The sequence below is a fragment of the Aminobacter sp. Piv2-1 genome, assembly GCF_037625995.1.
GTDB lineage: Bacteria > Pseudomonadota > Alphaproteobacteria > Rhizobiales > Rhizobiaceae > Aminobacter.
This window is the reverse complement of the sequence record NZ_JARKMU010000002.1, coordinates 307779-333889: the sequence shown is the minus strand read 5'-3', so window position 1 is coordinate 333889 and position 26111 is coordinate 307779. Positions and strand designations below refer to the sequence as shown.

Genomic DNA, 26111 nt, shown 5'->3' with positions numbered 1-26111 from the left:
GTCGTCCTTGGTTTATCCGCCGTTGGCGGCGGCCTTGGAGAGGCCGGCGGCGCCGGCGTGGATGCGCTTCAGCGCTTCCTGGATGTCCGCGTCGGTGGTCGTGAGCGGCGGCAGCAGACGGATCACATTGTCGCCCGCAGGCACTGCAAGCAGCTTCTGGTCGCGCAGCGCCATGTTCACCTTGGTGTTGGGCATGGTGCATTTGACGCCCAGCATGAGGCCGGTGCCGCGGATCTCCGAAATCACCTCGGGAAATTCGTCGGCGATGGCTGCGAGCCCCTGCTTCAGGAGCAGCGCCTTGCGGCTGACCTCGTCGAGGAAGCCTTCGTCGAGTACGACGTCGAGCACGGCGTTGCCGACCGCCATGGCGAGCGGGTTGCCGCCGAAAGTGGTGCCGTGCACGCCGGGCGTCATGGCGCTCGCCGCCGCTTCGGTGGCAAGACAGGCGCCTACGGGGAAACCGCCGCCGATGCCCTTGGCGATCGCCATCAGGTCCGGCGAAACGCCCGACCACTCATAGGCGTAGAGCTTGCCGGTCCGGCCGATGCCGCATTGCACTTCGTCGAAGATCAAAAGCAGGCCGTGCTTGTCGCACAGCTGGCGCAGGCGCTTGAGCGAGGCCGTCGGGAACGGGCGGATGCCGCCCTCGCCCTGTACCGGCTCGAGCAGGATCGCCGCCGTCTCCGGTCCGATCAGCTTCTCGGCCGCGTCGATGTCGTCGAAGGCTACCTGGTCGAAGCCATCGACCTTCGGGCCGAAGCCTTCGAGATATTTCGCCTGGCCGCCGGCGGCGATGGTCGCCAGCGTGCGCCCGTGGAACGCACCCTCGAAGGTAATGACGCGGTAGCGCTCCGGATGGCCGTTCTTGTAGTGGTAGCGGCGCGCCGTCTTGATCGCGCATTCCAGCGCTTCCGCGCCTGAATTGGTGAAGAAGACGCGATCGGCGAAGGAGTGCTCGGCAAGCCGCTCGCCGAGCCGGCTCTGGCCGGGGATCTCGTAGAGGTTCGAGACGTGCCACAGCTTGGCGGCCTGCTCGGTCAGCGCCTGGACGAGATGCGGATGGCCGTGGCCCAGCGAATTGACGGCAATGCCGCCGGCGAAATCGAGATATCGCTCGCCGTTCTCGGCCACCAGCCAAGACCCCTCGCCTCGCTCGAAAGCCAGGGGTGCACGAGCAAAGGTCTCGTAAAGCGCCGATCCGCTCATTATATGCATCTCCGGAACCGGAAAATCAAAAAGCCGCCTCAAGCGGCGGCCCCGCGGGTATATCAGGTTTTTCGGTCATGAAGTCAACGAAAACGTCGTGCAGGACCAAGCGACGTGCCCTTGCTGGCTGCGCCCCACGGCAAGGTTGAGGCAAGTTGGGGAAAACCGAAAAAACAGAATCACTGTTGCCGGTCGGACTCTTGTCACCGAGTCAGCGCATCGGTAATTGTAGTTGAGAAATAACTAGATTTCGTGCGGCGGACATAATCACCGAATAGATGTGGTGCCCACCCGGCCCCCGGGGTGGTGACGGATTCCGAATTCTGCGCGCTAAATCAGGAGCACGGTCTCATGAACTGGACTGACGAGCGGGTCGAACTTCTCAGGAAATTGTGGTCGGAGGGTCTGAGCGCAAGCCAGATCGCGGCGCAACTGGGCGGTGTCAGCCGCAATGCCGTCATCGGCAAGGTCCATCGCCTGAAGCTTTCCAGCCGTGGCCGCGCCACGGCCGCGCCGGCGCGCCAGAAGAAGGCGACCACGACGGCCCCGAGCGCGACCAAGTCGGTCCAGCGCACGGTGACGACGACGCGCACCGTGACCGCCACCATCGGCGCCACCGCGCTGCAGGCCCAGTTCGACGTGGAGCCGGTCGCCCGCCACTACATCCGCCCGGTCGAGAACGTCGTCGTGCCGATCTCGCGGCGCCTGCAACTGATCCAGCTCAGCGAGCGCACCTGCAAGTGGCCCAATGGCGATCCGCTGAGCGAGGACTTCAACTTCTGCGGCAACGATGTCGGCGACAGCGGCCCCTATTGCGGCTACCATTCGAAGGTCGCCTTCCAGCCCGCCTCCGAGCGCCGCAAGGCGCGCTGAGCGAATAGCGAATAGCGAATAGCGAATAGCGAATAGCGAATAGCACAGATCGAAGGGCTTCGGAGCGTCAAGCGTTCCGGAGCCCTTTCCCTACTCACTATTGCCTACTCGCTCCCGTCACAGCCACCCGTTCTTCCTGAACCGCCAGTAGAGCACCGAGCAAACCGTGGCGATGATGGCGAGGACCGTCGGATAGCCATAGGCATATCTCAGTTCAGGCATGTCGTCGAAGTTCATGCCGTAGATGCCGGCGAGCGCCGTCGGCACGGCCAGGATCGCCGCCCATGCGGCCAGCTTCTTGGCGATCGCCGTCTCCTGGCTCTGGCCGACGAGCACGCTTGCCTCGAAGGCGAAGGCGAGCACCTCGCGCAGCGTGTCAACCTTTTCGAGAACCGTTCGGATATGGTCGCTCACGTCGCGGAACATCGGATGCATGGCCGGCCGCAGTTGCGGCAGGTCGGCCGTCGTCAGCCTCCGGCAGACCTCGACCAGCGGCCCGGCCGCGTTGCGCAAGCGCAGCAGGTCGCGCCGCAGCATGTAGAGCCGCTCGATATCCTTCGAGGTCATCGGCCGCGCCAGCACGCCGTCCTCGATGGCGTCGACCTCCTCCTCGATCTGCTCGAGCACTGGCATGTAGTTGTCGACGATGAAGTCGAGGATGGCGTAGAGGATGAAATCCTCGCCCTTGGCCAGCGCGCTCGGGCAGGATTCCCAATGCTGGCGGACCGCCGCGTAGGACGTCGAGACGCCGTGCCGCACGCTGACGATGTAGCCCTTGCCGACGAACATGTGGGTCTCGCCGAAGTCCACCCTGCCCTGCACGAGCTGCGCGGTGCGCGCGACGATGAAGAGCGCGTCGCCATATTGTTCGATCTTGGGGCGCTGGTGCGGATGCTCGGCATCCTCGATCGCCAGATCGTGGAGGTTGAATTGCTTCTGCACCCTCAGGAGCAGTTCGCGGCTCGGCTCCAGGAGCCCGATCCACACCACGTGGCCGTCCTTGGCGGCCCAGTCTCCGGCTTCCTCGATGGCGATGTCGGCCAGCCTGCGCCCGCCGAGATAGACGCTCGAAGCGACGACGCCCGGCTCCGGGTCCTGGTCGAACTTCCTGGCTAGCTCGGTCATGGCTGCACCTGGACAATGATGTGCCTGCGCGATCAGGCGTTCAGTCTAGCCCCTCGCCGCATGCCATAGAAGTGCCTTGCGCCGAAGCTCAGGGCTTGGCCTCGGCGGCTAGCGTGACGCGATGGCTCGCGTCCTCCTTCGGCCGCTCGGGCGGCATCTGCTCGCCGGTGACGATGTAGTAGATGGTCTCGGCGATGTTGGTGGCGTGGTCGCCGATGCGCTCGATGTTCTTGGCCACGAACAGCAGATGCGTGCACGGCGTGATGTTGCGCGGATCCTCCATCATGTAGGTCAGGAGTTCGCGGAACAGCGAGGTGTACATGGCGTCGATCTGCTCGTCGCGGTCGCGCACGAAGCCGATCTTCTCGACCGAGCGCGAAGCGTAGACGTCGAGCACTTCCTTGAGCTGCGTCAGCGCCAGTTCGGCCAGCGCCTCGAGGCCGCGGAAGAGGCTGGTGGGCTGCCGCCCCTCGGCCACCACCGAGACGCGCTTGGCGATGTTCTTGCCGAGGTCGCCGACACGCTCGAGGTCGGCCGAGATGCGGATCGCCCCGATGATCTCGCGCAGGTCGGTCGCCATCGGCTGGCGGCGGGCGATGATCAGGATCGCCTTGTCGTCGATCTCGCGCTCGGCCTCGTCCAGCAGCGCGTCGTCCTGGATCACCCTTTGCCCGAGTTCCGGATCGCCGTTGACGAGTGCTGCGACCGCGCGGTCGACCATACGCTCGGCCTGGCCGCCCATGGCCGCGATCTTGCGGGCGAGGAACTTCAGCTCCTCGTCATAGGCGCTGACGATGTGAACGGACTGCATTTGCGACACGGGCCTTCCTGCTTGGCGGATGATTCATGCTTCTAAATCCGCAAGCCTAAGCTAGCCTGATGACAGAAAAAAGAAATGCTTGGCGTCGGCAAACCTTTTGCCGGCTCAGCGCGCCGGCAGCGACACGGTGAAGGCCGATCCCTTGCCGAGTTCCGACCTGATGGTCAGCCGGCCGTTGTGCCGGCTCAATATGTGCTTGACGATCGAAAGGCCCAGCCCGGTGCCCTTCTGGGCACGGCTGGTCTCGACGTCGACGCGATAGAAGCGCTCGGTCACGCGCGGGATGTGCTCGGCCGGGATGCCGGGGCCGAAGTCGCGCACCGTGACTTCCAGCTCCGGTTCGCCGGCCTCGCTGACACGCCGCATCGACACCTCCACGCGTCCGCCCGACTGGCCGTACTTGCAGGCGTTCTCGAGCAGGTTCTGGAACACCTGGAACAGTTCGTCGCGATCGCCGTGGACCTCCAGCGCGCCCTCGGCGAAATCGCGCTCCACCACCACGCCGGTCTCGGCAGCGAGCGGCGCCAGCGAGGCGATCACCGCCTCGACGGTCTGGCGCAGGTCGACCTTCACGCCGGGCTTGAGATAAGGCTTCATCTCCAGCCGCGACAGGGACAGCAGGTCGTCGATCAGCCTGGCCATGCGTCCGGTCTGGTTCTGCATGATCTGCAGGAACTGGTCGCGCGCATTGGCATCGTTGCGGGCCGGTCCGCGCAGCGTCTCGACGAAGCCGGCGATCGAGGCCAGCGGCGTGCGCAACTCGTGGCTGGCATTGGCGATGAAGTCGGCACGCATGCGGTCGATGCGGCGCGACTCGCTCTGGTCCTTGAAGGCAAGCACGAACAGGCCGGTGCCGCGCCCGACCGCCGATGCGGTGACGCGGAAGACCCGCTCGAAAGGCACCCTTTCGACATATTCAGCCGTCAGCGAGCCATTGCGGCCGTCGAGCACGCCCTCGATCAGGGCCTGCATTTCCGGTGCACGAAACTTCAGCAGCAACGGCAGGTCGGGCTTGATGGCGCCGAAGGCCGTCTCGGCGGCCTCGTTGGCGTGCACCACGGCGCTGCCGCGATCGAAGATGATCAGCGGGTCGGCAACGGCCGCAGCCAGCTTTTCGCCCGACAGCCGGTCGAGCGGCGAGCGCTCTGCCCGCGCCGCCACCTCGGCCAGGCGCCGCCCGGCATTGGTGCGGGGCGCGACCATCGCAAACAGGAAGAGCAGGACGACGGCAAGTACGGTGACCCAGGCGGAGGCGGCGCCGTAAAAATGCACTGCAAGCACGGCGACGGCGGCCGCGGCGAGCATCCACCGGTTCTGGTAGAGGCGCCCGGCTGTGAGGCGCACCGTCCGCTTCGCTCGTGTCTGGGTGCCGGTATCCGCCATCTCTGCCCATCGCGATGCACGGCCCGAGGCATCCAACATGCCTCTGGACCGCGATTGTGCCACCCAATAGCATGGTTCGCAGAGCTGGAAAGGTACCGTGGCCATGAAAAAAGACAAGGAAAGCAAGAAGAATGCTCCCGCCGAGGCCGTCGGCGCGCCCCCTGCCGCCGAGGCCGGCCCGGTCAGGCTGAAGGTCGGCAAGGAGGAGCGCAGCTTCGACATCAACGACCCGAAACTGCCCGACTGGATCGACAAGAAGGCGCTGAAGTCGGGCAACTATCCCTACGACGACAAGCTGCCCGAGAAGGAATACGAAGAGACGCAGGAACAGCTCCAGATCGAGCTGGTGAAGTGCCAGGCCTGGATGCAGGCGACCGGCAAGCGGGTGCTGGCATTGTTCGAGGGCCGCGACGCCGCCGGCAAGGGCGGCACCATCTTTGCGATCAGGCAGTACATGAACCCGCGCACCGCGCGCAACGTGGCGCTCACCAAGCCGACCGAGACCGAGCGCGGCCAATGGTACTTCCAGCGCTACGTCGCCCAGTTCCCGACCGCCGGCGAGTTCGTCACCTTCGACCGCTCCTGGTACAACCGCGCCGGCGTCGAGCCGGTCATGGGCTTCTGCACGCCCGAGCAGCACCGGCAGTTCCTCGACGAAGCCCCGCATTTCGAGGAGATGATCGTCAACGAGGGCATCTACCTGTTCAAGTTCTGGCTCGACATCAGCCAGGAGATGCAGCTCAAGCGTTTCCACGACCGCCGCCACAGCCCGCTGAAGAACTGGAAGTTCTCGCCGATGGACGTTGCCGGCATGACCAAGTGGGACGACTACACCAAGGCCATCGAGCTGATGGTGGAGAAGACGCACACGGCGCGCGCGCCCTGGATCGTGGTGCAGGCCAACGACAAGCGGCGGGCGCGGATCGCCGTCATCCGCCACGTGCTGCGCGCCCTCAACTATCCGGGCCGCGACCTCGATGCCATCGGCCGTCCCGACGGCAAGGTCATCCACGAAGGCATGAAGTTCCTGAACGACTGATCCGCGCTCAGAATACGCGCGCCCTGCGGTGCGGCGTCTTGGCCCAATGGTGCGGACGCCGCCACAGTTCGAACAGCGCGCACCAGGCTGCCCACGAGAGCATCGTCCAGTATACCGGCGTGAACAGGCACAGCTTCCAGAAATCATGCCGGTCCTGCGGCTTCAGCACGATCCAGCCCAGGAGCAGGAAGGAGCCGTAGCCCAGGAGCATGCTGAAGACGTCGAAGGCCACCAGGTAGGACTGCCAGAGCTCCGTCTGCAGGTCGAACGCCACCTGCACGCCGAGGCCGACCAGGAGCAGGATCAGCAACAGGTGCAGCAGCGACGACAGCACCATGCCGGCGAACAGGATTTGCGCCACCAGGAACGACAGCACGGGCAATTGCCGTGCCAGCAGAGCCGGCTCGCGCATGTGCACCAGCCAGGTCATGATCCAGCCCTTGAGCCAGCGCACGCGCTGGCGATGCCAGGAGCGGAAATCCTCGGGTCCGTCCTCCCGGGTCGGCCGCGACAGCGTCTCGCAGCGATAGCCGCGGCGCGCCAGCCTGAGGCCGAGATCGGCGTCCTCGGTGACATTGTAGGGGTCCCAGCCGCCGACCTCTTCGAGCACCTCGCGGCGAAAGTGGTTCGACGTCCCGCCCAGCGGCAGCATCAGCTCGTTGTGCGCGAGGAAGGGCAGGAGCCCGCGGAACAGGGCCGCATATTCGAAACCGAACATGTTGGCGATCAGCCCGGCGCGGCGGTTGGCGATCTCGAGCGGCGCCTGCAGGCAGGCGAGATCGCGTCCCGAAGCGTGGAAGCGCTGCCAGGCTTCCACCAGTTGCATGGAATCGGGCCGGTCCTCGGCGTCGTACAGGACCACCAGTTCGCCGCGCGTCAGCGGCAGCGCGTAGGCCAATGCCTTGGGCTTGGTGCGCGGCAGCGACGGCGGCACCAGCACAAGCTCCACATTTCGGCTGAGCGGATGCGTCTGGATGGCGGCGATGGTCTCGAGGTCATCCCCCTCGCAGACCAGCTTGATCTCCAGCTTGGTTCGCGGCCAATGCAGCCGGCTCAGCCCGACGAGCAGGTCGGGCACCACCTCCGCCTCCTGGTAGAGCGCAACGATCACCGAATAGACGGGCAGGTCCGGCGACAGGAGCATCGAAATCCGCGGCTGTCGCGTCGGTGGCCGCGAAATCGCCGCCGCCGTGCGCAGGGCGGCGCAGGCGATGAAGAACGTCACCAGGAACAGGTGCAGGCCAAACAGCATCAATGTCGGCACGGTCGCCATGGCGACGGGCAGAAATCCCGTCAGCATGCCGAGCGCGTAACCCTGCCACGGCCACATCACGTGGCGCGCCGAATGCTCCGGCTGCTGTTCGTACAGGGCGTCGCGTGCCCTCCGGGTCAGGCTGCGATGGAAGCGCGCCAGCAGCGCCTTGCGCAGCGCCGAGGGCGTGACGATGCTCACGCGATGCCTGATGTCCTGCCCGCAGCGCCGGCGCAGGCTGTCCCAGTTGGCCTGGGAGGGGGCGATGAGCTTGCACAGCCGGCCTTCCCCGTCGAGATAGCCCGCGGCCATGATGCGGTCGCTGCGGCCGAGCATCTCCATGCATGCTCCCTCGTCGAGGAACAGCCGTTCGGGATCGATGGATCCAGCATATTGCAGGCCGATCGCACGCGCCATTGCGGCGAAATAGGCCGGTTCCGACACCTGGCCCGACGCCAGCACCTCTGCCTGGAAACTGGTGCCATGAAAACGCGCCTGCGCCGCCAGCCGCGCGCACTCGCCCGGCGACACGCCGAGGTCGCCGAGCACCGCATGCATATCCTCCAGGCTGGCTGGAATCGGAAAGGATGGATCGACTGCGCTTCGGGCGCTTTCGCCCGGCAGGGTGCCATCAGCGGCAGGCTTGCGCGCAAAAAAAGAGGCGCGGATGGTTGCTCGACTTGCGTCCGCGGCAACCATCACGCACCCGCGGCCTGCGAGCCGCAAATTTGGATACTACAACGATAGTCGGACCAAACCGCACCGATCGCAGCACACGATCTGTACGCCCCCGCACATCCTCCCCACGGCGACTGGTCCAGTGCCACTGCAACATCCCCCAATGCTGCAAGCCCTGCCGCTATCTATGCATATCGCCGGGCGCTGTTCCATGCCCCGAACGGGTGAGTTAACAGGCGGAACATATATCATGCTATATGTTCAGCGGCATCACTGCATCAACTCACATAAAGTTGCATCGTGGCGTCGCAGGGGGCTTTGCCTGGCCCCGGCAGCGGCGCTAATGCTTGCTCACAGGATGGGGAATTGGCCGGAGTATTCATGAAATTCGCACCGCTGATGCTTGCGACGGCCATGTCGTTGACGGCTCTCGCCGCGCCGGCTGCCGCGGAACCGCAGGTGCCGGTCCTGTGGGACCAGAAGGAGAGGCTGCCGAAGCCGGATCTTTCGGCGATGCCGCGGCTGCGCTTCCTGACGACGACCGACTTCCCGCCCTTCAACTTCATCGACAAGAACGGCCGCCTGTCGGGCTTCCATGTCGATCTGGCCCGCGCCATCTGCGCCGAACTGGGCATTCCTGAAAAATGCCAGATCCAGGCGCTGCCCTGGGCGGAGCTCGACGGGGCACTCAAGGCTGGCGAAGGCGAGGCGCTCATCGCCGGCGTGCCGGCCACCGCCGACAACCGCGAGCAATACGCCTTCTCGCGCCCCTATCTGCAGTTTCCAGCGCGCTTCATCATGAAGAAGCCACAGGCCGTCGCCGAGCCGCTCGTCGACAAGCTCGCCGGCAAGCGCGTCGGCGTCATTGCCGGCTCGGCGCATGAGCGGGTGCTGCGTGACTATTTCCCCCGGGTCCAGACCGTCACCTTCTCCAAGCCGGAATGGCTCTTCGGCGACCTCAAGGCCGACAAGCTCGACGCCGTCTTCGGCGACGGCATGCGCCTGTCGTTCTGGCTGGCGGGCACCGAGGCCGAAGGCTGCTGCCGCTTTGCCGGCGGGCCCTATCTCGCGCCCGAATATCTCGGCACCGGGCTCGCTATCGCGGCAAAGCCCGATGACCAGCGACTGGCCGAGGCCTTCGACTATGCACTGCACGAGATTTCGGCGAAGGGCACCTTCGCCGAACTCTATCTTCGCTACTTCCCGGTAAGCTTCTACTAGGTGAGCGTGCGGTGGCGGGCCTTGGTCGCCCGCTCGATCGCGGCGACCGTCAGCGCATCGACGCTCAGATGCTTGCGCAGCAGCTGCAGCACGCGCAGTTCCTCCATCCGCATTTCGAGGTCGACCGAGGCCACCTCGAAGGCTGCGGCGTAGGCAGTCTCGTGCAGGCGCTCGGGGATGACCCGCCTAGCCGTGTCGAGGACATCATCAAGACCGTTGTCGGCATGCAGCATCAGCTGGCAGTCCTGGGCCACCGCAATCAGGCGCTTGGCGTCGAAGTCGATGAAGACCGGCCAGGTCCTGACCACCTCGCCGATCCGCGCCAGCTCGATGTCGGTCATGTCGCGGTCGGAAGCGGAGGTGATGACCATCAGGTAGATCAGCGCCTCGTGGGCGGTCGGCAGGGGCATGGAATACTCCAGAGGTTGAATGTCCGCAGAACTTAGGAATGCGCCGGCCCCGCCGCAATGAAAAACGGGCGGAATCGTTGACGCCCGCGGCATGCGCGCATAGAGCATGGCCGTCTTCGGCGGAAATTCCGCCAACAATCAAAGGGCTCTCGACATGACGAGATCAAACGCAATCGATCTCAACCCCGAACTCCTGGCGGCAGCGGCCGAAAGCAAAGCCTGGCCGTTCGAGGAAGCCAAGAAGATCGTCGAGCGCTACAAGAAAACGGGCCTGCCCGAAACGGTGCTGTTCGAGACCGGCTACGGCCCGTCCGGCCTGCCGCATATCGGCACCTTCGGCGAGGTGGCGCGCACCACGATGGTGCGCCACGCCTTCCACGTGCTGACCGAGGGCAAGGTCAAGACCAGGCTGCTGTGCTTCTCCGACGACATGGACGGCATGCGCAAGATCCCGGACAACGTGCCGGATCGCGCCGCGCTCGAGCCCTATCTGCATATGCCGCTGACCGCCGTGCCGAACCCGTTCGGCGGCGACTACGAGAGCTTCGGCCACCACAACAACGCGATGCTGCGCCGCTTCCTCGACACCTTCGGCTTCGATTACGACTTCGCCAGCGCCACCGACTACTACAAGTCGGGCAAGTTCGACGCGATGCTGCTCAAGGCGGCGGAGAAGTACGACGACATCATGAAGGTGATGCTGCCGACGCTGGGCGAGGAGCGCCAGGCCACCTACAGCCCGTTCCTGCCGATCTCGCCCAAGAGCGGCCGCGTGCTCTACGTGCCGATGAAGAACGTCGACGCCAAGGCCGGCACCATCACCTTCGACGACGAGGACGGCACCGAAACAACGCTTCCGGTCACCGGCGGCAAGGTCAAGCTGCAGTGGAAGCCCGATTTCGGCATGCGCTGGGCCGCCCTCGACGTCGATTTCGAGATGTTCGGCAAGGACCACCAGACCAACGCGGCGATCTACGACCGCATCTGCGTCATCCTCGGCGGCCGCGCCCCCGAACACTTCGTCTACGAGCTGTTCCTCGACGAGAACGGCCAGAAGATCTCGAAGTCCAAGGGCAACGGGCTGACCATCGACGAGTGGCTGACGTATGCGCCGACCGAGAGCCTCGGCCTCTACATGTTCCAGCGCCCGCGCCAGGCCAAGAAGCTCTATTTCGACGTCATCCCGAAGGCGGTCGACGAATATTACAGCTTCCTCGCCGCCTATCCGCGCCAGGCCTGGAAGGAGCGCCTCGGCAACCCTGTCTGGCACATGCACGACGGCAACCCGCCGGCCATCGACCTGCCGGTGCCGTTCTCGCTGCTGCTCAACCTCGTCAGCGCCTCCAACGCGCATGACAAGAGCGTCTTGTGGGGCTTCATCTCGCGCCACGCGCCCGGCGTGACGCCCGCGACGCATCCCGAGCTCGACAAGCTGACCGGCTACGCCATCCGCTACTTCGACGACTTCGTGAAGCCGACGAAGGTGTTCCGCGCCCCCGACGAGGTCGAACGCGAGGCACTTGCCGCCCTCGAGCAGGCGCTCGCCGCACTGCCCGCCGGCTCGGACGGCGAAGCGATCCAGAACGCCTCGCTCAACGTCGCCCGCAAGATCGAGCGCTACCAGGACCACACCAAACAGAGCCCAGAAGGCGGCCCCGGCGTGTCCGGCGCCTTCTTCCAGATGATCTACCAGGTGCTGATCGGCCAGGAGCGCGGCCCGCGCTTCGGCTCCTTCGCCGCCCTCTACGGCATCGTCGAGACCCGCGAACTGATCACCAAGGCGCTGGAAGGCAAGCTCGCGGCCTAAGCCGCGCGATACGTCCTCCGAAGCTCCCCCTTCTCCCTGCCCTGTGCGGGGAGAAGGTGACGCCTTGTGGAGCGGGCGCAGAAGGGTGCGTCTCAGTAGCCCTCACGGTGAGCCCTCAGTAGCCCTTGCATTAGCGGTCTGTGTGAAGGTGGTTCATCCTGAGGAGCGAGCCTCGAAGGAGGCACCGCCATGAAGGCGCTGGTCAATCCGTAGAGCCGGCGGTGTCCGGCGGCGGGCCGAAGATACCCTTTTTGTCCGCCTCGGCCTTCCTGCCGGCATCCTCGTAGAGGCCGCCGGCCTCGGCCCTGGCCCAGCCGTTGGCGACCAGCCATTCGCCGACATCCATCTTGCCGATCCGGCATTTCGCCACGGCCTCGCCGCCTGTCTTCTCCGGCGGCACGTCGCAGACCACGGCGCGGCCGCGCAGAAAACCGCGGAAGGCGGTGCGGGCGCGAGCGCCGCAATTCCATTCCTGGCCGTCGGCGGTGCAGCTCGCGCCCTCCTCCAGCGGAACGACTCCGGCGATCGTCACCCCGAGGCCCATGGCCTCGATCCGCCCGGCAGCACTCGCCACCGGCCGGAACAGTGTTGCGCCATCCCATTCGTCGTTCATCTTCGGCTTCGGCGGCAATGCCAGGCTGAGTTCGCTCAGCGGCGCGCGCGGCGCCTCGCGGGTGAGCCCACCCGCCTCGGAGGCAGGCGGCGCGAATTCCCCTTGCGCCACCGGCCGCGCCGGTTCCGGCGCGGGATCGAGCGCGCCGTTTGCCGCATCCGACGCTGTCCCCGTCGGCTCGACCGCGGCGGTGCTGCCCACGTCGAAGTCTTCGGGCAGGTCGGCAGGCAGGTCGCTCTCGTCGATTACGTCGACGGACGGCGCTTCGAGGGCCGCGAGGCGCTGGCCGCCCGCGGAGACGATGGCCACTGCGAGACCGAAGCCCAGTGCGGCGAAGGCGAGTGCTGCTGGTTTCATGCGATGCTACTGGCTTGCCCAGACGATGCGGGCCACCCACTCCACCTCGCCCGTCACGAAGCGCCGGTTGGGATGCTCCGGATTGAGCGATATCAGTTCGATGATGCCCTGCGCCTGCCGTTCGAGCACCTTGGCCATGACCTCGCCGGAGGTGGTCTTGACCACGACGCGGTCGCCCTTGCGCACGGCCGCACCCGGCTCGACGATCAAGACGTCGCCGTCACGATAGAGCGGCAGCATGGAATCGCCCTGCACCTGCAGGGCATAGGAGCTGTCGGAGGTGCGTGCCGGAAGCTCGACCAGGTCCCACCCCTGCCCGGCCGGAAATCCGGCATCGTCGAAGAACCCGCCGGCGCCCGCCTGCGCAAAGCCGAGCAGCGGCACGCCGGCCGTCCTCTGCCGGGCCTTCGCCTTGCCCGCCGCCCTCGACGGCTCGACAAACCCCAGGAACTCCTCCAGCGAGGAGTTGGTGGCCTCGATGATCTTGGCAAGCGACTCGGTCGAAGGCCAGCGCGGCCGGCCGTCCACGGACTGGCGCTTGGATTTGTTGAATGCAGTCGAGTCGAGCCCGGCCTTCTTGGCCAGGCCCGATGCCGAAAGCGAATAGCGCTCGGCAAGAGCGTCGATCGCGGCCCAGACACGTTCGTGCGAGAGCATGGCGCTCCCCTTGAGAACAGGAAAAAATACCTTTCGGCATTTAACCACGCGGGCCGGGAATGTCCAGATGCGTCTGGCCGGCGCCATCGGTTGCGCCGGCCAGACCGCGTTCATTTGGCGTGTGGGCGCTACATCTTCTGCAGCGCAGCCTGGAGCCCGGTGCGCAGGTCGTCGGCCGTCATCACCGGCGTCATTTCGATCGCCGCGTCGAACGCCATGAAGAACGGCTCGCAAATGGCCGGCATGGCGCTCATGTCCTGCACGTCGATGAAGATCAGGCCGGTGCGAAGGCCGTTCTGGACGGTGAAATAGGCTGCTTCCGGCTTCAGCTCGGCAAGCGCCTTTTCCACGACTGAAGGCAGGGTGCCGTCCTTGATCGCACGGTTGCCCGGGGCGGCCGGGACCGAAACTTTCAGCATCATGCGCATGGCAATATCCTCCCAGCAAACGCCATATTTTAGCGTTTCCTGATATTACCATCCGCCCCGAGCGGCAGACAGCCGTCAGCGCTCCGATTTCGCCAGGGAGCGCAGCCCCTTGTGCGAGGCGATGAAGATGCGCTCCTCCTCGCTCACGTCGCGCGGGGCCGCCCCGTCATAGCCCAGCTCGGAAACCAGCTCGCCGATCTGGACGAAACGGCGGTTACCGCGGTCGTAGACGCCGGCGCTGGTCATGATCAGTGCTGCCGTCTCGCCATTCTCAAGCACGAAGCGGTGCTTGCCGATCACCTCGCTGCCGTTCCAGGTCTCGATCGAGGAGATCACGTCGAAGCGTTTCCACAGCCTGATCTCGCGCACGAACACCGTCTGCAGGCCGCCCAGCATCGGTGCCCAGCCGCGCTTGCGGGCAAGCTCGATCAGGCCGGAGCGCATGAAGATGTCGATGCGGCCGACATCGGCCAGCATCATGTAGCGCGCATTGTTGAGATGCATGTTGAAGTCGATGTCGGTCGGCAGGCAGCGGAACGACAGCCGGCCCTCATCGCCAAAACGGTAAGGGCCGCGACGAGCTTTCGTCGCGGCCATCCGTGCCAGTCTTGCCCAGACGTACATTTCGCCTCAGGCCGCCTGCTTTTCCTCGGCCTTCGCGTAGGGATCGAAGCGCTGGTAGAAGGTTTCGCCCTTCTCGGCCATGTCGATGAGAAGCTTGGGCGCCTTGAACTCGGCGCCGTACTTCTTCTGCAGGTCCTTGGCGATCTTGACGAACTTCTTCGCCCCGATGCCGTCGATGTAGGACAGCGCGCCGCCGGTGTAGGGGGCGAAGCCGAAGGCGAGGATCGAGCCGACATCCGCCTCGCGCGGGTCGGTGACGATGCCCTCTTCCATCACGCGTGCCGCTTCCAGCGCGATGACGGAGAGCAGGCGCAGCTTCAGCTCCTCGAAGTCGACCTTCTCGGGCGCCTTCTGCGGATAGAGGTCCTTCAGGCCCGGCCACAGCTTCTTCTTCGCCGGCTTTGCCGGGTAGTCGTAGAAGCCCTTGCCGTTCTTGCGGCCAAAGCGGCCATGGGTATCGACCATCGTGTTGATCAGCTCCATCTGGCGCGGATCGACGGCCTTTTCGCCGAGATCGCGGATGGTCTGCTTCATGATCTTCTGGGCCAGGTCGACCGCCGTCTCGTCGGTCAGCGCCAGCGGACCCACCGGCATGCCGGCCGCCTTGGCGGCGTTCTCGATCATCGCCGCCGGCACGCCTTCGATCAGCATCTTGAAGGCTTCAGACATGTAGCGCAGCACGCAGCGGTTGACGTAGAAACCGCGGGTGTCGTTGACGACGATCGGCGTCTTCTTGATGGCGCGGACGAAGTCCATCGCCACCGCCAGCGCCTTGTCGCCCGTCTTCTTGCCCATGATGATCTCGACCAGAATCATCTTGTCGACCGGCGAGAAGAAGTGGATGCCGATGAAGTTCTTCGGACGAGCCGAGTTCTTGGCAAGCGAGGTGATCGGGATGGTCGAGGTGTTGGAGGCAAACACCGCCGACGACTTGAGCGCGGCTTCCGCCTTCTCGGTCGCGGCCTTCTTGACTTCCGAATCCTCGAACACCGCCTCGACGACGAGGTCGCAGCCGGCGAGATCGGCATAGTCGGCGCTCGGCGTGATCAGCGACAGGAGGTTCTCGCGCTCCTCAGGCTTGGCCCGGCCCTTCTTGACCTGGTCGGTGATCAGGCTGTCGGAGTGCGCCTTACCCTTCTCGGCCGATTCCTGGTCGCGGTCGATCAGCACCACGGGGATGCCGGCCTTGGCCGTGACGTAGGCAATGCCCGCGCCCATGAAGCCGGCGCCGATGATGCCGATCTTCTTGAACTTGGTGTCGGCGATGCCCTCGGGACGGCGGGCGCCCTTGTTCAGCTCCTGCAGCGACACGAACAGCGAGCGGATCATCGCCGCCGCCTCCCTAGTCTGCATGATCTCGGTGAAGTAGCGCTGCTCGATGCGCAGGCCGGTGTCGAACGGCACCAAGAGACCCTCATAGACGCACTTCAGGATCGCCTCGGCGGCCGGATAGTTGCCATGGGTCTCGCGGCGCAGGATGGCGATTGCCGGCGGCCAGAGATTGGCGCCCGCGGCCGAGTAGACGGGGCCGCCCGGGAGCTTGAAGCCCTTCTCGTCCCACGGCTGCACGGGCTTCAGGCCGTTTTTGATCATCGCCTTGGCGGCCTCGATCAGCTTCTTCGGCTCGGCGATCTCGTGGATCAGGTTCATGCCCTTCGCCTTCTGCGGCGTAAGGTTCTGGCCCGAGGTCAGCATCTGCAGGGCCGACTGCGGGTCGGCGAGCCTGGGCACGCGCTGGGTGCCGCCGGCGCCCGGGAAGATGCCGACCTTCACTTCCGGCAGGGCCATCTTGACCTTGTCGCTATCAGCCGCGACGCGGCCGTGGCAGGCGAGCGACAGTTCGAAGGCACCGCCCATGCAGGTGCCGTTGATCGCCGAGACCCAGGGCTTGCCGCAGGTCTCGAGCTTGCGCCACAGAGCGCCCATGCGGCCGGCGTTGTCGAACAGAAGCTTGGCTGCCTTCTCCGGGTTCTTGGACTTCTCCTTGGCATAGATGCCGAGCATCTTCTGCAGCATGGTCAGGTCCGCACCGCCCGAGAAGGTCTCCTTGCCCGAGGTGATGACGGCGCCCTTGATGGCGGCGTCGGCGACGACCTGGTCGATGATCTTGTCGAGTTCGTTCATCACCTCTTCGGTGAAGACGTTCATCGAGCGGTCGGGCATGTTCCAGGTGACGAGTGCGATGCCATCGGCATCGACGTCGACCGAAAAGTTCGTGTAGCTCATGTCTCTCTCCTTCCGGCCGAAATCAAACGCGTTCGATGATCGTCGCGGTGCCCATGCCGGCGCCGATGCACAGCGTCACCAGCGCGGTGTTCAGGTCGCGGCGCTCGAGTTCGTCGAGCACGGTGCCGAGGATCATCGCGCCGGTCGCGCCCAGCGGATGGCCCATGGCGATGGCGCCGCCATTGACGTTGATCCTGTCGTGCGGGATCTCGAAGGCCTGCATGTAGCGCAGCACAACGCTCGCAAAAGCCTCGTTGAGCTCGAACAGGTCGATGTCCGAAAGCTTCATCTTGGCGCGCTTGAGCAGCTTCTCGGTCACGTCGACCGGGCCGGTCAGCATCATCGCCGGCTCGGAGCCGATGTTGGCGAAGGCGCGGATGCGGGCACGGGGCTTGAGGCCCATCGCCTTGCCGGCCTTCTTCGAGCCGAGCAGGACGGCTGCCGCACCGTCGACGATGCCGGACGAATTGCCGGCATGGTGGACGTGGTTGATCTCTTCCAGTTCCGGATAGCGCTGCACGGCGACCGCGTCGAAGCCGCCCATCTCGCCGGGAATGACGAAGGACGGGTTGAGCTGGCCGAGCGACTGCATGTCGGTGGTCGGGCGCATGTGCTCGTCATGGGCGAGGATGGTCAGGCCGTTCTGGTCCTTCACCGGCACGACCGATTTGTTGAAATAGCCCTTCTCCCACGCCTTGGCGGCACGCTTCTGGCTCTCCACCGCATAGGCGTCGACGTCGTCGCGCGAGAAGCCGTACTTCGTGGCGATCAGGTCGGCCGACACGCCCTGCGGCATGAACCAGGCAGGCAAGCCGACCGAGGGGTCCATGAACCAGGCGCCGCCAGACATGCCCATGCCGACGCGCGACATCGATTCCACGCCGCCGGCAATGACGATCTCGTCGGCGCCTTGCGCGATCTTGGCCGCGCCGAAGTTGATGGCGTCGAGGCCGGAGGCGCAGAAGCGCGAGATCTGCATGCCCGGCGCCTTGTTGTCGTAGCCGGCCTCGAAGGCGGCCGAGCGCGGGATCACCGAGCCTGCTTCGCCGACCGGATCGACGCAGCCGAAGATGATGTCGTCGACCTGGGCCGTGTCGAGCCCGTTGCGGTCGCGCAGGGCTTCGAGCACCTTGGCGCCGAGGCGCACCGCCGGGACCTCGTGAAGGGAACCGTCCTTCTTGCCCTTGCCGCGCGGCGTGCGCACGGCGTCATAGACAAAAGCGTCAGCCATTTTTCGTCTCCTTTAAGGCCAAGCCTTGCGATTTTCTTCCGCGTGGCTTTGCGTCTGCAGTCGACCCCGCTCCGCCTCGGCTTCGCCTCGACACCTCTCCCCCGCTCGACGGGGGAAAGGAAACGCAGCCCTTGCGACGGCGCTACTCCAGCCTGGGTTCCTCTCCCCGGGCAGGGGGAGAGGTGGCCCGAAGGGCCGGAGTGGGGGTGGTTCAAATCTTCGTCTACAAGCTCCTCGCGATGAGCAGCTTCATGATCTCGTTCGTGCCGCCGTAGATGCGCTGCACACGGGCATCGCGATACATGCGGGCGATGGGGTATTCATTCATGTAGCCATAGCCGCCGAACAGCTGCAGGCACTCGTCGACGATCTTGCACTGCAGGTCCGACAGCCAGTACTTGGCCATCGAAGCAGTTACCGGATCGAGCCCGCCGGAAATATGACGGGCGACGCAGTCGTTGTAGAAGACGCGCCCGATGGTCGCCTCGGTCTTGAGCTCGGCCAGCTTGAACTGGGTGTTCTGGAAGTCGAGGATCGCCTTGCCGAAGGCCTTGCGCTCCTTGACGTAGTCGATTGTGACGGCCAGCGCCCGCTCGATCATGGCAATCGCGCCGGTGCCGATCTGCAACCGTTCCTGCGGCAGCTGCTGCATCAACTGGACGAAGCCCTGGCCTTCTTCGGAACCGAGCAGATTAGAGGTCGGCACGCGCACATCGTTGAAGAACAGCTCGGACGTATCGTTAGCCTTCAGGCCGATCTTGTCGAGGTTGCGGCCACGCTCGAAGCCCTCGACCTCGTCGGTCTCGACCACGATCAGCGAGGTGCCCTTGGCGCCCTTGGATGGGTCGGTCTTGGTCACGACGATGATCAGGTTGGCGTGCTGGCCGTTGGTGATGAATGTTTTCGAACCGTTGATGCGGTACTGGTTGCCGTCCCTGTCGGCACGCGTCTTGACGCCCTGCAGGTCGGAGCCGGCGCCCGGTTCGGTCATGGCGATGGCGCCGATCAGCTCGCCGGTCGCCATCTTCGGCAGCCACTTCTTCTTCTGCTCTTCCGAGCCGTAATGCAGGATGTATGGCGCGACGATGGAGTTGTGGAGCGCGATGCCGAAGCCGTCGACGCCGACATGGCCGATCGCCTCTATGATGGCGCTCTCATGGGCGAAGGTGCCGCCCGAGCCACCATATTCCTCGGGCATCGAGGCGCAGAGCAGGCCGGCCGCTCCCGCCTTCTCCCAGCTGGCGCGGTCGACCATCTCGTTCTTTTCGAACTCGTCGTAGCGCGGCAGGATTTCCTCCGACATGAAGCGATGCGCCATGTCGTAGAGCATGCCAACTTCCTCACCGGCCCAGGCGGGCTTCGGCAGTCCCAGAACATCTGCAGGAATTGTCGCCACGATCTCCTCCGCGTTTCGACGCCGCAAACAGGTTGGACGGCCGCCAACGGCCGCCCGGATAGTCGATCAGAACGCCTCCGCCGGAAGCGCCATCATGGTCGCCGAGCCGGTCGAGATGCGGGCGAGATGCGCCGCGGTCTCGGGCATGACGCGTTCCATGAAGTAGCGGCCGGTCACCAGCTTGCCCTCCAGGAACGCCGCCTGGTCGCCGGCGCCGTTGGCCAGCTTGTCCTGCGCGGCCTTCACCATCCGGCCCCACATGTAGCCGAGCGCGACGAGGCCGAAGAGGTGCATGTAGTCCGTCGATGCGGCACCCGCGTCGTCGGGATTGGTCATGCCATTCTGCACCAGCCACATGGTCGCGGCCTGCAGGTCGTTGAGACCCTTCTTCAGGCCCTTGGTATAGGGCGCCATCTTCTCATCGGTGCGGTTGGCCTCGCAGAACTCGCCGACATCCTTGAAGAATGCCTGCACGGCGCGGCCGCCATTCATGCCGAGCTTGCGGCCGACGAGGTCGAGCGCCTGCACGCCGTTGGCGCCTTCGTAGATCATGGCGATGCGGGCATCGCGCACGAACTGGCTCATGCCGTGCTCTTCGATGTAGCCGTGGCCGCCGAACACCTGCTGCGCCATCACCGCGTGCTCGAAACCCTTGTCGGTGAGCACGCCCTTCACGACGGGCGTCATCAGGCCCATGTGGTCCTCGGCCGCCTGGCGCTCGCCCGCCTCTTCGGAGCGGTGGGCGACGTCGGAGTTTATCGCGGTCCACAGCACCAGCGCGCGGCCGGCCTCGTTGAAGGCCTTCATGGTCATCAGCTTGCGGCGGATGTCGGGGTGGACGATGATCGGGTCGGCCTTCCTCTCCGGCGCCTTGACGCCGGTCAGCGAACGGCCCTGCAGGCGGTCCTTGGCGTAGGCGACTGCGTTCTGGTAGGCGATTTCGGAAACCGCCAGGCCCTGCAGGCCGACGCCGAGACGGGCCTCGTTCATCATCGTGAACATCGCCTTCAGGCCGCCATTGGCCTCGCCGAGCAGGAAGCCGTTCGCCTCGTCATAGTTCATGACGCAGGTCGAGTTGCCGTGGATGCCCATCTTCTCCTCGATCGAGCCGCAGGAGACGGCGTTGCGTGTTCCGGCATTGCCCTGGGCGTCGAGATTGAACTTGGGGACGATGAACAGCGAGATGCCCTTCACGCCTTCCGGCGCGCCCTCGATGCGGGCCAGCACCAGGTGGACGATGTTGTCCGACATGTCGTGTTCGCCGGCCGAGATGAAGATCTTCTGGCCGGAAATCCTGTAGGAGCCGTCGCCGTTCGGCACGGCCTTGGAGCGCAGCAGGCCTAGATCGGTGCCGCAATGCGGCTCGGTCAGGTTCATGGTGCCGGTCCAGGTGCCCTCGACCATCTTCGGCAGCCAGGTCGCCTTCTGCTCGTCCGATCCGTGGACGAGGATCGCCGCCATCGCGCCCTGGGTCAGGCCGGGATACATCATCAGCGCCATGTTGGCCGACGACATGTATTCGCCGACGGCCGAGTGCACGGTGTAGGGCAGGCCCTGGCCGCCATGCTCGGCCGGCACGGCGAGGCCCATCCAGCCGCCTTCGCGATACTGGTCGAAGGCTTCCTTGAAGCCCTTCGGCGTGGTCACCGAGCCGTCGTCGTTGCGGACGCAGCCTTCCATGTCGCCGACGCGGTTCAACGGATGCATGACGTTTTCGGCGAGCTTGGCGCCCTCGGCGAGGATCGCCTCCAGCACGTCGGCGCTGGCGTCGGCAAAGCCAGCGAGGTTGCTGTAGCGCTCGTAGCCGAGCACGTCGTTCAGCACGAAAAGGGTATCCTCGACCGGGGCCCGGAATATCGGCATGCTCTTCCTCCAAGCAAGTTGGTGCCGGCTCCGACGAGACGCTATGCGACACGGAACCGCTTGTCGAACCGCGAATAGCAAAAATTGACGTTTGCGTAAACGTCAATTTTTCTCGTGCCCGTTTTTGAGACGATTCCGTCGCCCCACGCACCCTGCAAACGCGGAACGGCCCGGCAGGGTCTCCCCGGCCGGGCCGTCCAAATTACTGGTCTGGCCGTGCGGCTCAGCCGGCCGCGCTGACCTGCGGGGCTGCGCGGTCGGCCAGCAACTGCCGGACGACCGTCATGTGGTTGGTCAGCTCGTCGATCGCCTCGTCGAGCAGCTGGCGCTGCTTCTGCAGGCGGCCGAGCTGCTTCTCCGACTTGTCGATGGTGAGGCGAAGCTGCTTCGAATTGGTACCGCTCGGATCGTAGAGATCGATCATCTGCTTGACGTCGCGCAGCGAGAAACCGACCTTCCTGCCAAGCAGGATCAGCTTCAGGCGGGCACGGTCGCGCCGCGTGTACAGGCGGGTCGAGCCTTCGCGCTTGGGGTTGAGCAGCCCCTTGTCCTCGTAGAAGCGCAACGTCCTCAGCGTCACACTGTATTTCTTCGCCATCTCGCCGATGCGGACATAGTCCTCGCCGGTGAGATTGTTTTCATTGGCCGCAGCTTCGGCGACCGATACGAGCTTCATCATCTACTTCCGATATCCCCGATTGCGAGCACGGCGGCGTGGCCTGCGGTGCTCTGATCAAAGCCGAAGGGGGCGGGCTTTCGATCGTGGTTGCTGTGTAAATGCACTTAAGCGGGTGTTCCCCACCCGGCTTACGTTTACGTAAATGCTATAACGATGAGGCGCACCCTACGCAAGGGAAATCTGGTCGCACCTCACCGTGCGGCAGGGTGCCGCGATGTCGCACATTCTTAAGCTTGGTTAAGGGCTTGTTTACCACGTTAGGGGAAATGTGCGCATGTCGGTTCTCCCGTGGTCATCATGTATCGAATTGTTCACGGTTTCGGAGGGCGGCGAGAGCCCCGGAAGCCATTTTCCGCGCGGCGCTTCGCAAACCCCGATCCCGGCAAGGATTTGAGACTCTGGTCTTCTGCCAGCACTCTGACCAACGGGCGTTTCGATGAACAGCAAGCGGTCCTATATCGACTCCCTCAACTCCGGCAGGCAGCGCCGCGAGCACGTGTCGCTGGAGGAGCTCAACCGTTCGCTTGAAAAGCTCGAAGCGCGGCTCGACCGCTCGCACGAGGAAAGCGCGGAGACGCCTCGCTCCAACTATCGCCAGGCGCCGGCGCCCGGCTACGTCCCGCGCGGCGAGTATGGCCGCAGCAAGCCCTACGAGCGCCCCTACCAGGCGATCGCCCGCGACATCGACCGGGTGCGCGGACAGGAGGACGGCGTCGCCGCGATCGGCAAGATCGCCGGCGAGCTGCGTGCCCTGCGCGACGAGATGCGTCACCAGATGAGCGTCGGCCTGCAGCGCGAGTTCGACCAGTTGCGGAAGGAAATCGACCTCGCCGGCCGCTCCGGCTCGCTTGGCGCGGACAATGCGGAATTCGGGCACGAGCTGGACCGCCTGTCGGGCGCCATCCAGTCGCTGGCCGAACGCAGCGACGACAAGAGCATCAGCATGCTCCGGCTCGAACTCGAACAGCTGCGCGGCTCCGTCGCCGGCCTAGCGCGCGAGGAGACCGTCCGCTCCGTCGACCGCCGCTGGGACGAGTTCGATCGCCGCTGGAACGACTTCACCGACCGCATGTCGGTCGGCCAGTCACCCGACGGCGCGGACTCGGCGCTGGCGGCACTCGCCCATCGCCTCGAACAGATCAACGACGCCGTCAGCAACCTGCCCGAATCGCTGTCGCTCAGGACCATGGAAGACAAGGTCCGCACGCTTGCCAGCGCGGTCGAACAGTTCGTGCGCCAGCGCGACAGCCACAGCGACGAGATGTTCGGCCTGATCGACGAGCGGCTCGACGAAATCTCGCGCGCCATCGTCGCCTCGACGGTCGCCGCCCAGCCGCATTTCGACCCCGCCCCCTTCGAGCGCGTCGAGGCCCGCATCACGGCGCTCGCCGCCCAGATCGAGGAAATCGTCGCCGACCAGCCGACCGCCGAGATCATCGAGCGCCTCAACCTGCTTTCCGATCGCGTCGACCACATCGCGGCGCGCAGCGACGTGCCCGAGCAAGCCGTCGAGCGCCTCGGCCGCCAGATTTCGCTGATCGCCGACAGGATCGAGCGCCAGCCGGCCGCAGCCGACACCAGCCTGATCTTCCAGGGCATCGAGCAGCGCTTCGATGCCCTGGCGGATGTATTCGAACGCCGGCAGGGCGACGCGATGGAGCACGGCAACGCCCTGTTCCGCGACCTCGAGCAACGCCTCGAAGATCTCGCCCAGCGGCTCGACCGGCAGTCGGCGCAACCCGCCGCCGACCAGCGCGGCATCATGGAGGCGATCGACGCACGCTTCACTGCCTTCGCCCAGCGGCTCGAAACCAATCGCCCCGACGCGGCGACCGAGCAGGCCATGCGTGGCCTCGAAAAGCGGCTCGAGGACATCTCGCAGCGTCTCGAAGTCTCCTCGGCCCAGGTCGCAGGCATGGATCCGGGCCTGATCCGCAGCCTCGAGGCGCAGGTGAGCGAATTGTCGGCGCATCTCGCCCGTCCAGGTGCGGCGCTGCCAGAGTTCGAGGACATCCATCCGCGGCTCGAAGAGATCGAGCGCTCGATCGCGGGCAGCCACCGTGCCCTCGTCGAGGCTGCCCGCCAGGCGGCCGAGGACGCCGTGCGCGGCTTCGCCGGCTCGGCCGCGGAGTCGGTCGCCGTCGAGGGCCTGGCGCAGGACCTCAAGGCGCTCGAGGCGCTGGCGCGCCGCTCGGACGAGCGCAACGGCAAGACCTTCGAAGCCATCCACGACACGCTGCTCAAGATCGTCGACCGCCTCGGCTCGCTGGAAAGCAGCGGCAAGGCGCCGGCCGAGATGCCGCCGGCCTCGGTGGCCGAACTGCTCACCGCGCCGATCGCGGAGTCGGAGCCGGTGCGCACCGTGCTCGAAAGCCCGTCGCTCGCGCCCGACGAACCGGCGCCGCTGCCGGAAGAGCCGGCCACCTTCGGCCGCCGCGGCACCGACCGCCTGGTGCCGGACGAACGCAGCACCCGCAGCCCGGCCCAGGCCGCGGCCGAGGCGGCGGCAGCCGTCGCCGCGCTCGAAGGCGTGCGCGCCGACAAGAACGAGCAGAAGCCCGGCAAGAGCTCGATGTTCGGCGGCATCGCCCGCGCCTTCGCGAGAAAGCCCAAGGAACAGCCGGCCGCAGCGGAACCTTCGGAGCCGGTAGCCCTCGTTTCGACGCCCGAGGTTTCGCTCGACGCGCCGCTCGACCCCAAGGTGGTCAATCGTCCGCTGGAGCCCGGCTCCGGCGCACCCGACCTCAACGCCATCATGCGCCGCGTCCGCGACGAGCGCGGCCAGACCGGCCGCGCTGGCGAGACCGACGCCGCCAAGGCCGACTTCATCGCCGCCGCCCGCCGCGCCGCCCAGGCTGCGGCCGCCGAGGCCGAGGCGCTGAAGCGCAGTTCCGATCTCAAGGGCCCGGTGCGGGCACTGCGCATCGGCGACCTGATCAAGGCACGGCGCAAGTCGGTGCTGATGGCCGTCGGCGCCGTCATGCTCGCGCTCGCCGGCATGCAGCTCGGCAAGGCGTTCCTCGACGATCCGGTGGCGACCGCCAGCATCGTCACCCAGCCGCCGGCCGAGGGGGCCAAGGCGACCAAGTCCGAGACTCCGGCCCAGCCGGTGAAGGAAGCGATCGCCCCCAAGGCTGCCGAGATGCCGGCCGCCCCGGCCGTCGAAGCCACCAGTTCGGAACAGCCGATGGACGATATCGGCGACACCGCCGCTGTCGACGTGGCGCTCGACCATCGCAGCACCCAGTCGATCCCGGCGGCGCCGAGCGTCTCCGAGCAGCCGGCCCCGGCGGCAAGCGCGCCTGCCGCAACGCTGACGGTACCCGAGAGCATCAGCCCCAAGGCGCTGCGCGAGGCGGCGAATGCCGGCGACCCGAGGGCGCTGTTCGAGATCGGCGTCCGCTTCGCCGAATCCCGCGAAGCGGACCTGAAGTCTGCCGGGCAATGGTACGAGAAATCGGCCGAGCTCGGCTTCGCTCCGGCCCAGTACCGCATCGGCAACATGTACGAGAAGGGCCTCGGCGTTGACCGCGACGTGTCGAAGGCCAAGACCTGGTACCAGCTCGCCGCCGCCCAGGGCAATGCGAGCGCCATGCACAACCTGGCGGTGCTGCTGGCCATGGGCGCCGACGGAACCGTCGACAACGACACGGCCGCCCGCTGGTTCATCGATGCCGCCGAACTCGGCGTCAAGGACAGCCAGTTCAATCTCGGCATCCTCGCCGCCAAGGGCGTCGGCATGCCGCAGAATCTCGAGGAGTCCTACAAGTGGTTCGCGCTCGTCGCCAAGCAGGGCGATGCCGACGCCGCCTCCAAGCGTGACGAGGTCGCCAAGGCGCTGTCGCCCGAGCAGCTCAAGCGCGCCAAGGCGGCGGCCGAGCTGTGGCAGGCCAAGGCGCTCGACCCCGCCGCCAATTCCGCCGACGTTCCCGCCGCCTGGCAGGAGCCGCCGGCGGCCGGGGTCGATGTGAAGAAGGCCATCGGCAACGTCCAGGCCATCCTCAACAAGAACGGCTACGACGCCGGCAAGCCCGACGGCATGATGGGTCAGAAGACCAAGGACGCCATCGCCGCCTTCCAGAAGGACAACGGCATGTCCCCGACCGGGGAGGTCGACCGCAAGCTGGTTCAGGCACTGCTCGACCGCAAATGAGCGCCGAACGGCGGCGTTTGTCGCCGCCGTCTTTACCGGGCGGTTAACTGATTGAGATATTTTCCGTTTC

20 protein-coding genes are annotated in these 26111 nt (G+C 65.8%); 5 read left to right on the top strand and 15 right to left on the bottom strand.

The window, feature by feature from the left end; translation table 11 throughout:
* Positions 1-12: 12 nt before the first annotated feature.
* Positions 13-1206 carry an aspartate aminotransferase family protein gene (locus AmiPiv_RS05440; protein WP_340036298.1) on the bottom strand — a complete coding sequence of 398 codons (1194 nt, stop codon included), beginning with the start codon at positions 1204-1206 and terminating at the stop codon, positions 13-15.
* Positions 1207-1557: 351 nt separating this feature from the next.
* On the opposite strand from AmiPiv_RS05440, the gene AmiPiv_RS05435 reads away from it, so the two are divergent.
* Complete coding sequence (locus AmiPiv_RS05435; RefSeq protein ID WP_340036297.1) at positions 1558-2079, top strand: GcrA family cell cycle regulator; 522 nt, start codon at positions 1558-1560, stop codon at positions 2077-2079.
* A gap of 117 nt (positions 2080-2196) precedes the next feature.
* Here the strand turns inward: AmiPiv_RS05435 and AmiPiv_RS05430 are convergent, their stop codons facing one another.
* The 3 genes from AmiPiv_RS05430 to AmiPiv_RS05420 form a co-directional block, all read right to left on the bottom strand.
* Positions 2197-3204: a magnesium and cobalt transport protein CorA gene (locus AmiPiv_RS05430; protein WP_340036296.1), complete on the bottom strand. Its 1008-nt coding sequence runs from the start codon at positions 3202-3204 to the stop codon at positions 2197-2199.
* A gap of 88 nt (positions 3205-3292) precedes the next feature.
* Positions 3293-4015 (bottom strand): phosphate signaling complex protein PhoU, encoded by a 723-nt coding sequence (gene phoU / locus AmiPiv_RS05425; RefSeq protein ID WP_340036295.1) that lies wholly within the window; start codon positions 4013-4015, stop codon positions 3293-3295.
* A gap of 114 nt (positions 4016-4129) precedes the next feature.
* A complete protein-coding gene (locus tag AmiPiv_RS05420) occupies positions 4130-5446 on the bottom strand; it encodes an ATP-binding protein (protein WP_445206899.1) in 1317 nt (438 codons plus the stop codon).
* Positions 5447-5510: 64 nt separating this feature from the next.
* Between AmiPiv_RS05420 and ppk2 the strand changes: the two genes are divergently transcribed.
* A complete protein-coding gene (gene ppk2 / locus AmiPiv_RS05415; RefSeq protein WP_340036479.1) occupies positions 5511-6446 on the top strand; it encodes a polyphosphate kinase 2 in 936 nt (311 codons plus the stop codon).
* 7 nt (positions 6447-6453) lie between these two features.
* Here the strand turns inward: ppk2 and AmiPiv_RS05410 are convergent, their stop codons facing one another.
* A complete protein-coding gene (locus tag AmiPiv_RS05410; protein WP_340036293.1) occupies positions 6454-8247 on the bottom strand; it encodes a glycosyltransferase family 2 protein in 1794 nt (597 codons plus the stop codon).
* A gap of 528 nt (positions 8248-8775) precedes the next feature.
* Here AmiPiv_RS05410 and AmiPiv_RS05405 point away from each other — a divergent pair.
* Positions 8776-9597 carry a transporter substrate-binding domain-containing protein gene (locus AmiPiv_RS05405; RefSeq protein WP_340036478.1) on the top strand — a complete coding sequence of 274 codons (822 nt, stop codon included), beginning with the start codon at positions 8776-8778 and terminating at the stop codon, positions 9595-9597.
* On the opposite strand, the gene AmiPiv_RS05400 is transcribed toward AmiPiv_RS05405, so the two are convergent.
* Positions 9594-10007: a tellurite resistance TerB family protein gene (locus AmiPiv_RS05400; RefSeq protein WP_340036292.1), complete on the bottom strand. Its 414-nt coding sequence runs from the start codon at positions 10005-10007 to the stop codon at positions 9594-9596. The two genes, AmiPiv_RS05405 and AmiPiv_RS05400, sit on opposite strands and share 4 nt — an antisense overlap.
* Before the next feature lie 154 nt (positions 10008-10161).
* Between AmiPiv_RS05400 and AmiPiv_RS05395 the strand changes: the two genes are divergently transcribed.
* Positions 10162-11814 carry a lysine--tRNA ligase gene (locus tag AmiPiv_RS05395; RefSeq protein ID WP_340036291.1) on the top strand — a complete coding sequence of 551 codons (1653 nt, stop codon included), beginning with the start codon at positions 10162-10164 and terminating at the stop codon, positions 11812-11814.
* 202 nt (positions 11815-12016) lie between these two features.
* Here the strand turns inward: AmiPiv_RS05395 and AmiPiv_RS05390 are convergent, their stop codons facing one another.
* From AmiPiv_RS05390 to AmiPiv_RS05350, 9 genes are all read right to left on the bottom strand, one after another.
* Positions 12017-12784, bottom strand: coding sequence for a thermonuclease family protein (locus AmiPiv_RS05390; protein WP_340036290.1), 768 nt, complete (start codon positions 12782-12784; stop codon positions 12017-12019).
* 6 nt (positions 12785-12790) lie between these two features.
* On the bottom strand, positions 12791-13441 hold the full coding sequence (locus tag AmiPiv_RS05385; RefSeq protein WP_340036289.1) for a S24 family peptidase: 651 nt from the start codon (positions 13439-13441) through the stop codon (positions 12791-12793).
* A 128-nt stretch (positions 13442-13569) separates the two neighbouring features.
* Positions 13570-13869 (bottom strand): hypothetical protein, encoded by a 300-nt coding sequence (locus tag AmiPiv_RS05380; RefSeq protein WP_340036288.1) that lies wholly within the window; start codon positions 13867-13869, stop codon positions 13570-13572.
* Between the two features lie 75 nt (positions 13870-13944).
* Positions 13945-14493, bottom strand: coding sequence for a thioesterase family protein (locus tag AmiPiv_RS05375; protein ID WP_340036287.1), 549 nt, complete (start codon positions 14491-14493; stop codon positions 13945-13947).
* A 6-nt stretch (positions 14494-14499) separates the two neighbouring features.
* Positions 14500-16719, bottom strand: coding sequence for a 3-hydroxyacyl-CoA dehydrogenase NAD-binding domain-containing protein (locus AmiPiv_RS05370; RefSeq protein ID WP_340036286.1), 2220 nt, complete (start codon positions 16717-16719; stop codon positions 14500-14502).
* Between the two features lie 22 nt (positions 16720-16741).
* The gene (locus AmiPiv_RS05365; RefSeq protein WP_340036285.1) at positions 16742-17950 is read right to left on the bottom strand and encodes an acetyl-CoA C-acetyltransferase; all 1209 of its coding nucleotides are present in this window, start codon (positions 17948-17950) and stop codon (positions 16742-16744) included.
* Positions 17951-18173: 223 nt separating this feature from the next.
* A complete protein-coding gene (locus tag AmiPiv_RS05360) occupies positions 18174-19346 on the bottom strand; it encodes an acyl-CoA dehydrogenase family protein (RefSeq protein WP_340036284.1) in 1173 nt (390 codons plus the stop codon).
* A 66-nt stretch (positions 19347-19412) separates the two neighbouring features.
* Positions 19413-21209 carry an acyl-CoA dehydrogenase gene (locus AmiPiv_RS05355; RefSeq protein ID WP_340036283.1) on the bottom strand — a complete coding sequence of 599 codons (1797 nt, stop codon included), beginning with the start codon at positions 21207-21209 and terminating at the stop codon, positions 19413-19415.
* 223 nt (positions 21210-21432) lie between these two features.
* Entirely contained in the window at positions 21433-21885 is a 453-nt protein-coding gene (locus AmiPiv_RS05350) for a MerR family transcriptional regulator (RefSeq protein ID WP_340036477.1), read from the bottom strand.
* Positions 21886-22324: 439 nt separating this feature from the next.
* Here AmiPiv_RS05350 and AmiPiv_RS05345 point away from each other — a divergent pair, with 439 nt between their 5' ends.
* Complete coding sequence (locus tag AmiPiv_RS05345; RefSeq protein ID WP_340036282.1) at positions 22325-26041, top strand: peptidoglycan-binding protein; 3717 nt, start codon at positions 22325-22327, stop codon at positions 26039-26041.
* The last annotated feature ends 70 nt before the right edge of the window (positions 26042-26111 follow it).

Excerpts from the sequence above, each read along its gene's own strand:
- AmiPiv_RS05440 (WP_340036298.1), bottom strand. The coding sequence starts at position 1,206 with ATGAGCGGATCGGCGCTTTACGAGACCTTTGCTCGTGCACCCCTGGCT.
- AmiPiv_RS05435 (WP_340036297.1), top strand. The coding sequence starts at position 1,558 with ATGAACTGGACTGACGAGCGGGTCGAACTTCTCAGGAAATTGTGGTCG.
- AmiPiv_RS05430 (WP_340036296.1), bottom strand. The coding sequence starts at position 3,204 with ATGACCGAGCTAGCCAGGAAGTTCGACCAGGACCCGGAGCCGGGCGTC.
- phoU (WP_340036295.1), bottom strand. The coding sequence starts at position 4,015 with ATGCAGTCCGTTCACATCGTCAGCGCCTATGACGAGGAGCTGAAGTTC.
- AmiPiv_RS05420 (WP_445206899.1), bottom strand. The coding sequence starts at position 5,446 with ATGTTGGATGCCTCGGGCCGTGCATCGCGATGGGCAGAGATGGCGGAT.
- ppk2 (WP_340036479.1), top strand. The coding sequence starts at position 5,511 with ATGAAAAAAGACAAGGAAAGCAAGAAGAATGCTCCCGCCGAGGCCGTC.
- AmiPiv_RS05405 (WP_340036478.1), top strand. The coding sequence starts at position 8,776 with ATGCTTGCGACGGCCATGTCGTTGACGGCTCTCGCCGCGCCGGCTGCC.
- AmiPiv_RS05400 (WP_340036292.1), bottom strand. The coding sequence starts at position 10,007 with ATGCCCCTGCCGACCGCCCACGAGGCGCTGATCTACCTGATGGTCATC.
- AmiPiv_RS05395 (WP_340036291.1), top strand. The coding sequence starts at position 10,162 with ATGACGAGATCAAACGCAATCGATCTCAACCCCGAACTCCTGGCGGCA.
- AmiPiv_RS05390 (WP_340036290.1), bottom strand. The coding sequence starts at position 12,784 with ATGAAACCAGCAGCACTCGCCTTCGCCGCACTGGGCTTCGGTCTCGCA.
- AmiPiv_RS05385 (WP_340036289.1), bottom strand. The coding sequence starts at position 13,441 with ATGCTCTCGCACGAACGTGTCTGGGCCGCGATCGACGCTCTTGCCGAG.
- AmiPiv_RS05380 (WP_340036288.1), bottom strand. The coding sequence starts at position 13,869 with ATGCGCATGATGCTGAAAGTTTCGGTCCCGGCCGCCCCGGGCAACCGT.
- AmiPiv_RS05375 (WP_340036287.1), bottom strand. The coding sequence starts at position 14,493 with ATGTACGTCTGGGCAAGACTGGCACGGATGGCCGCGACGAAAGCTCGT.
- AmiPiv_RS05370 (WP_340036286.1), bottom strand. The coding sequence starts at position 16,719 with ATGAGCTACACGAACTTTTCGGTCGACGTCGATGCCGATGGCATCGCA.
- AmiPiv_RS05365 (WP_340036285.1), bottom strand. The coding sequence starts at position 17,950 with ATGGCTGACGCTTTTGTCTATGACGCCGTGCGCACGCCGCGCGGCAAG.
- AmiPiv_RS05355 (WP_340036283.1), bottom strand. The coding sequence starts at position 21,209 with ATGCCGATATTCCGGGCCCCGGTCGAGGATACCCTTTTCGTGCTGAAC.
- AmiPiv_RS05350 (WP_340036477.1), bottom strand. The coding sequence starts at position 21,885 with ATGAAGCTCGTATCGGTCGCCGAAGCTGCGGCCAATGAAAACAATCTC.
- AmiPiv_RS05345 (WP_340036282.1), top strand. The coding sequence starts at position 22,325 with ATGAACAGCAAGCGGTCCTATATCGACTCCCTCAACTCCGGCAGGCAG.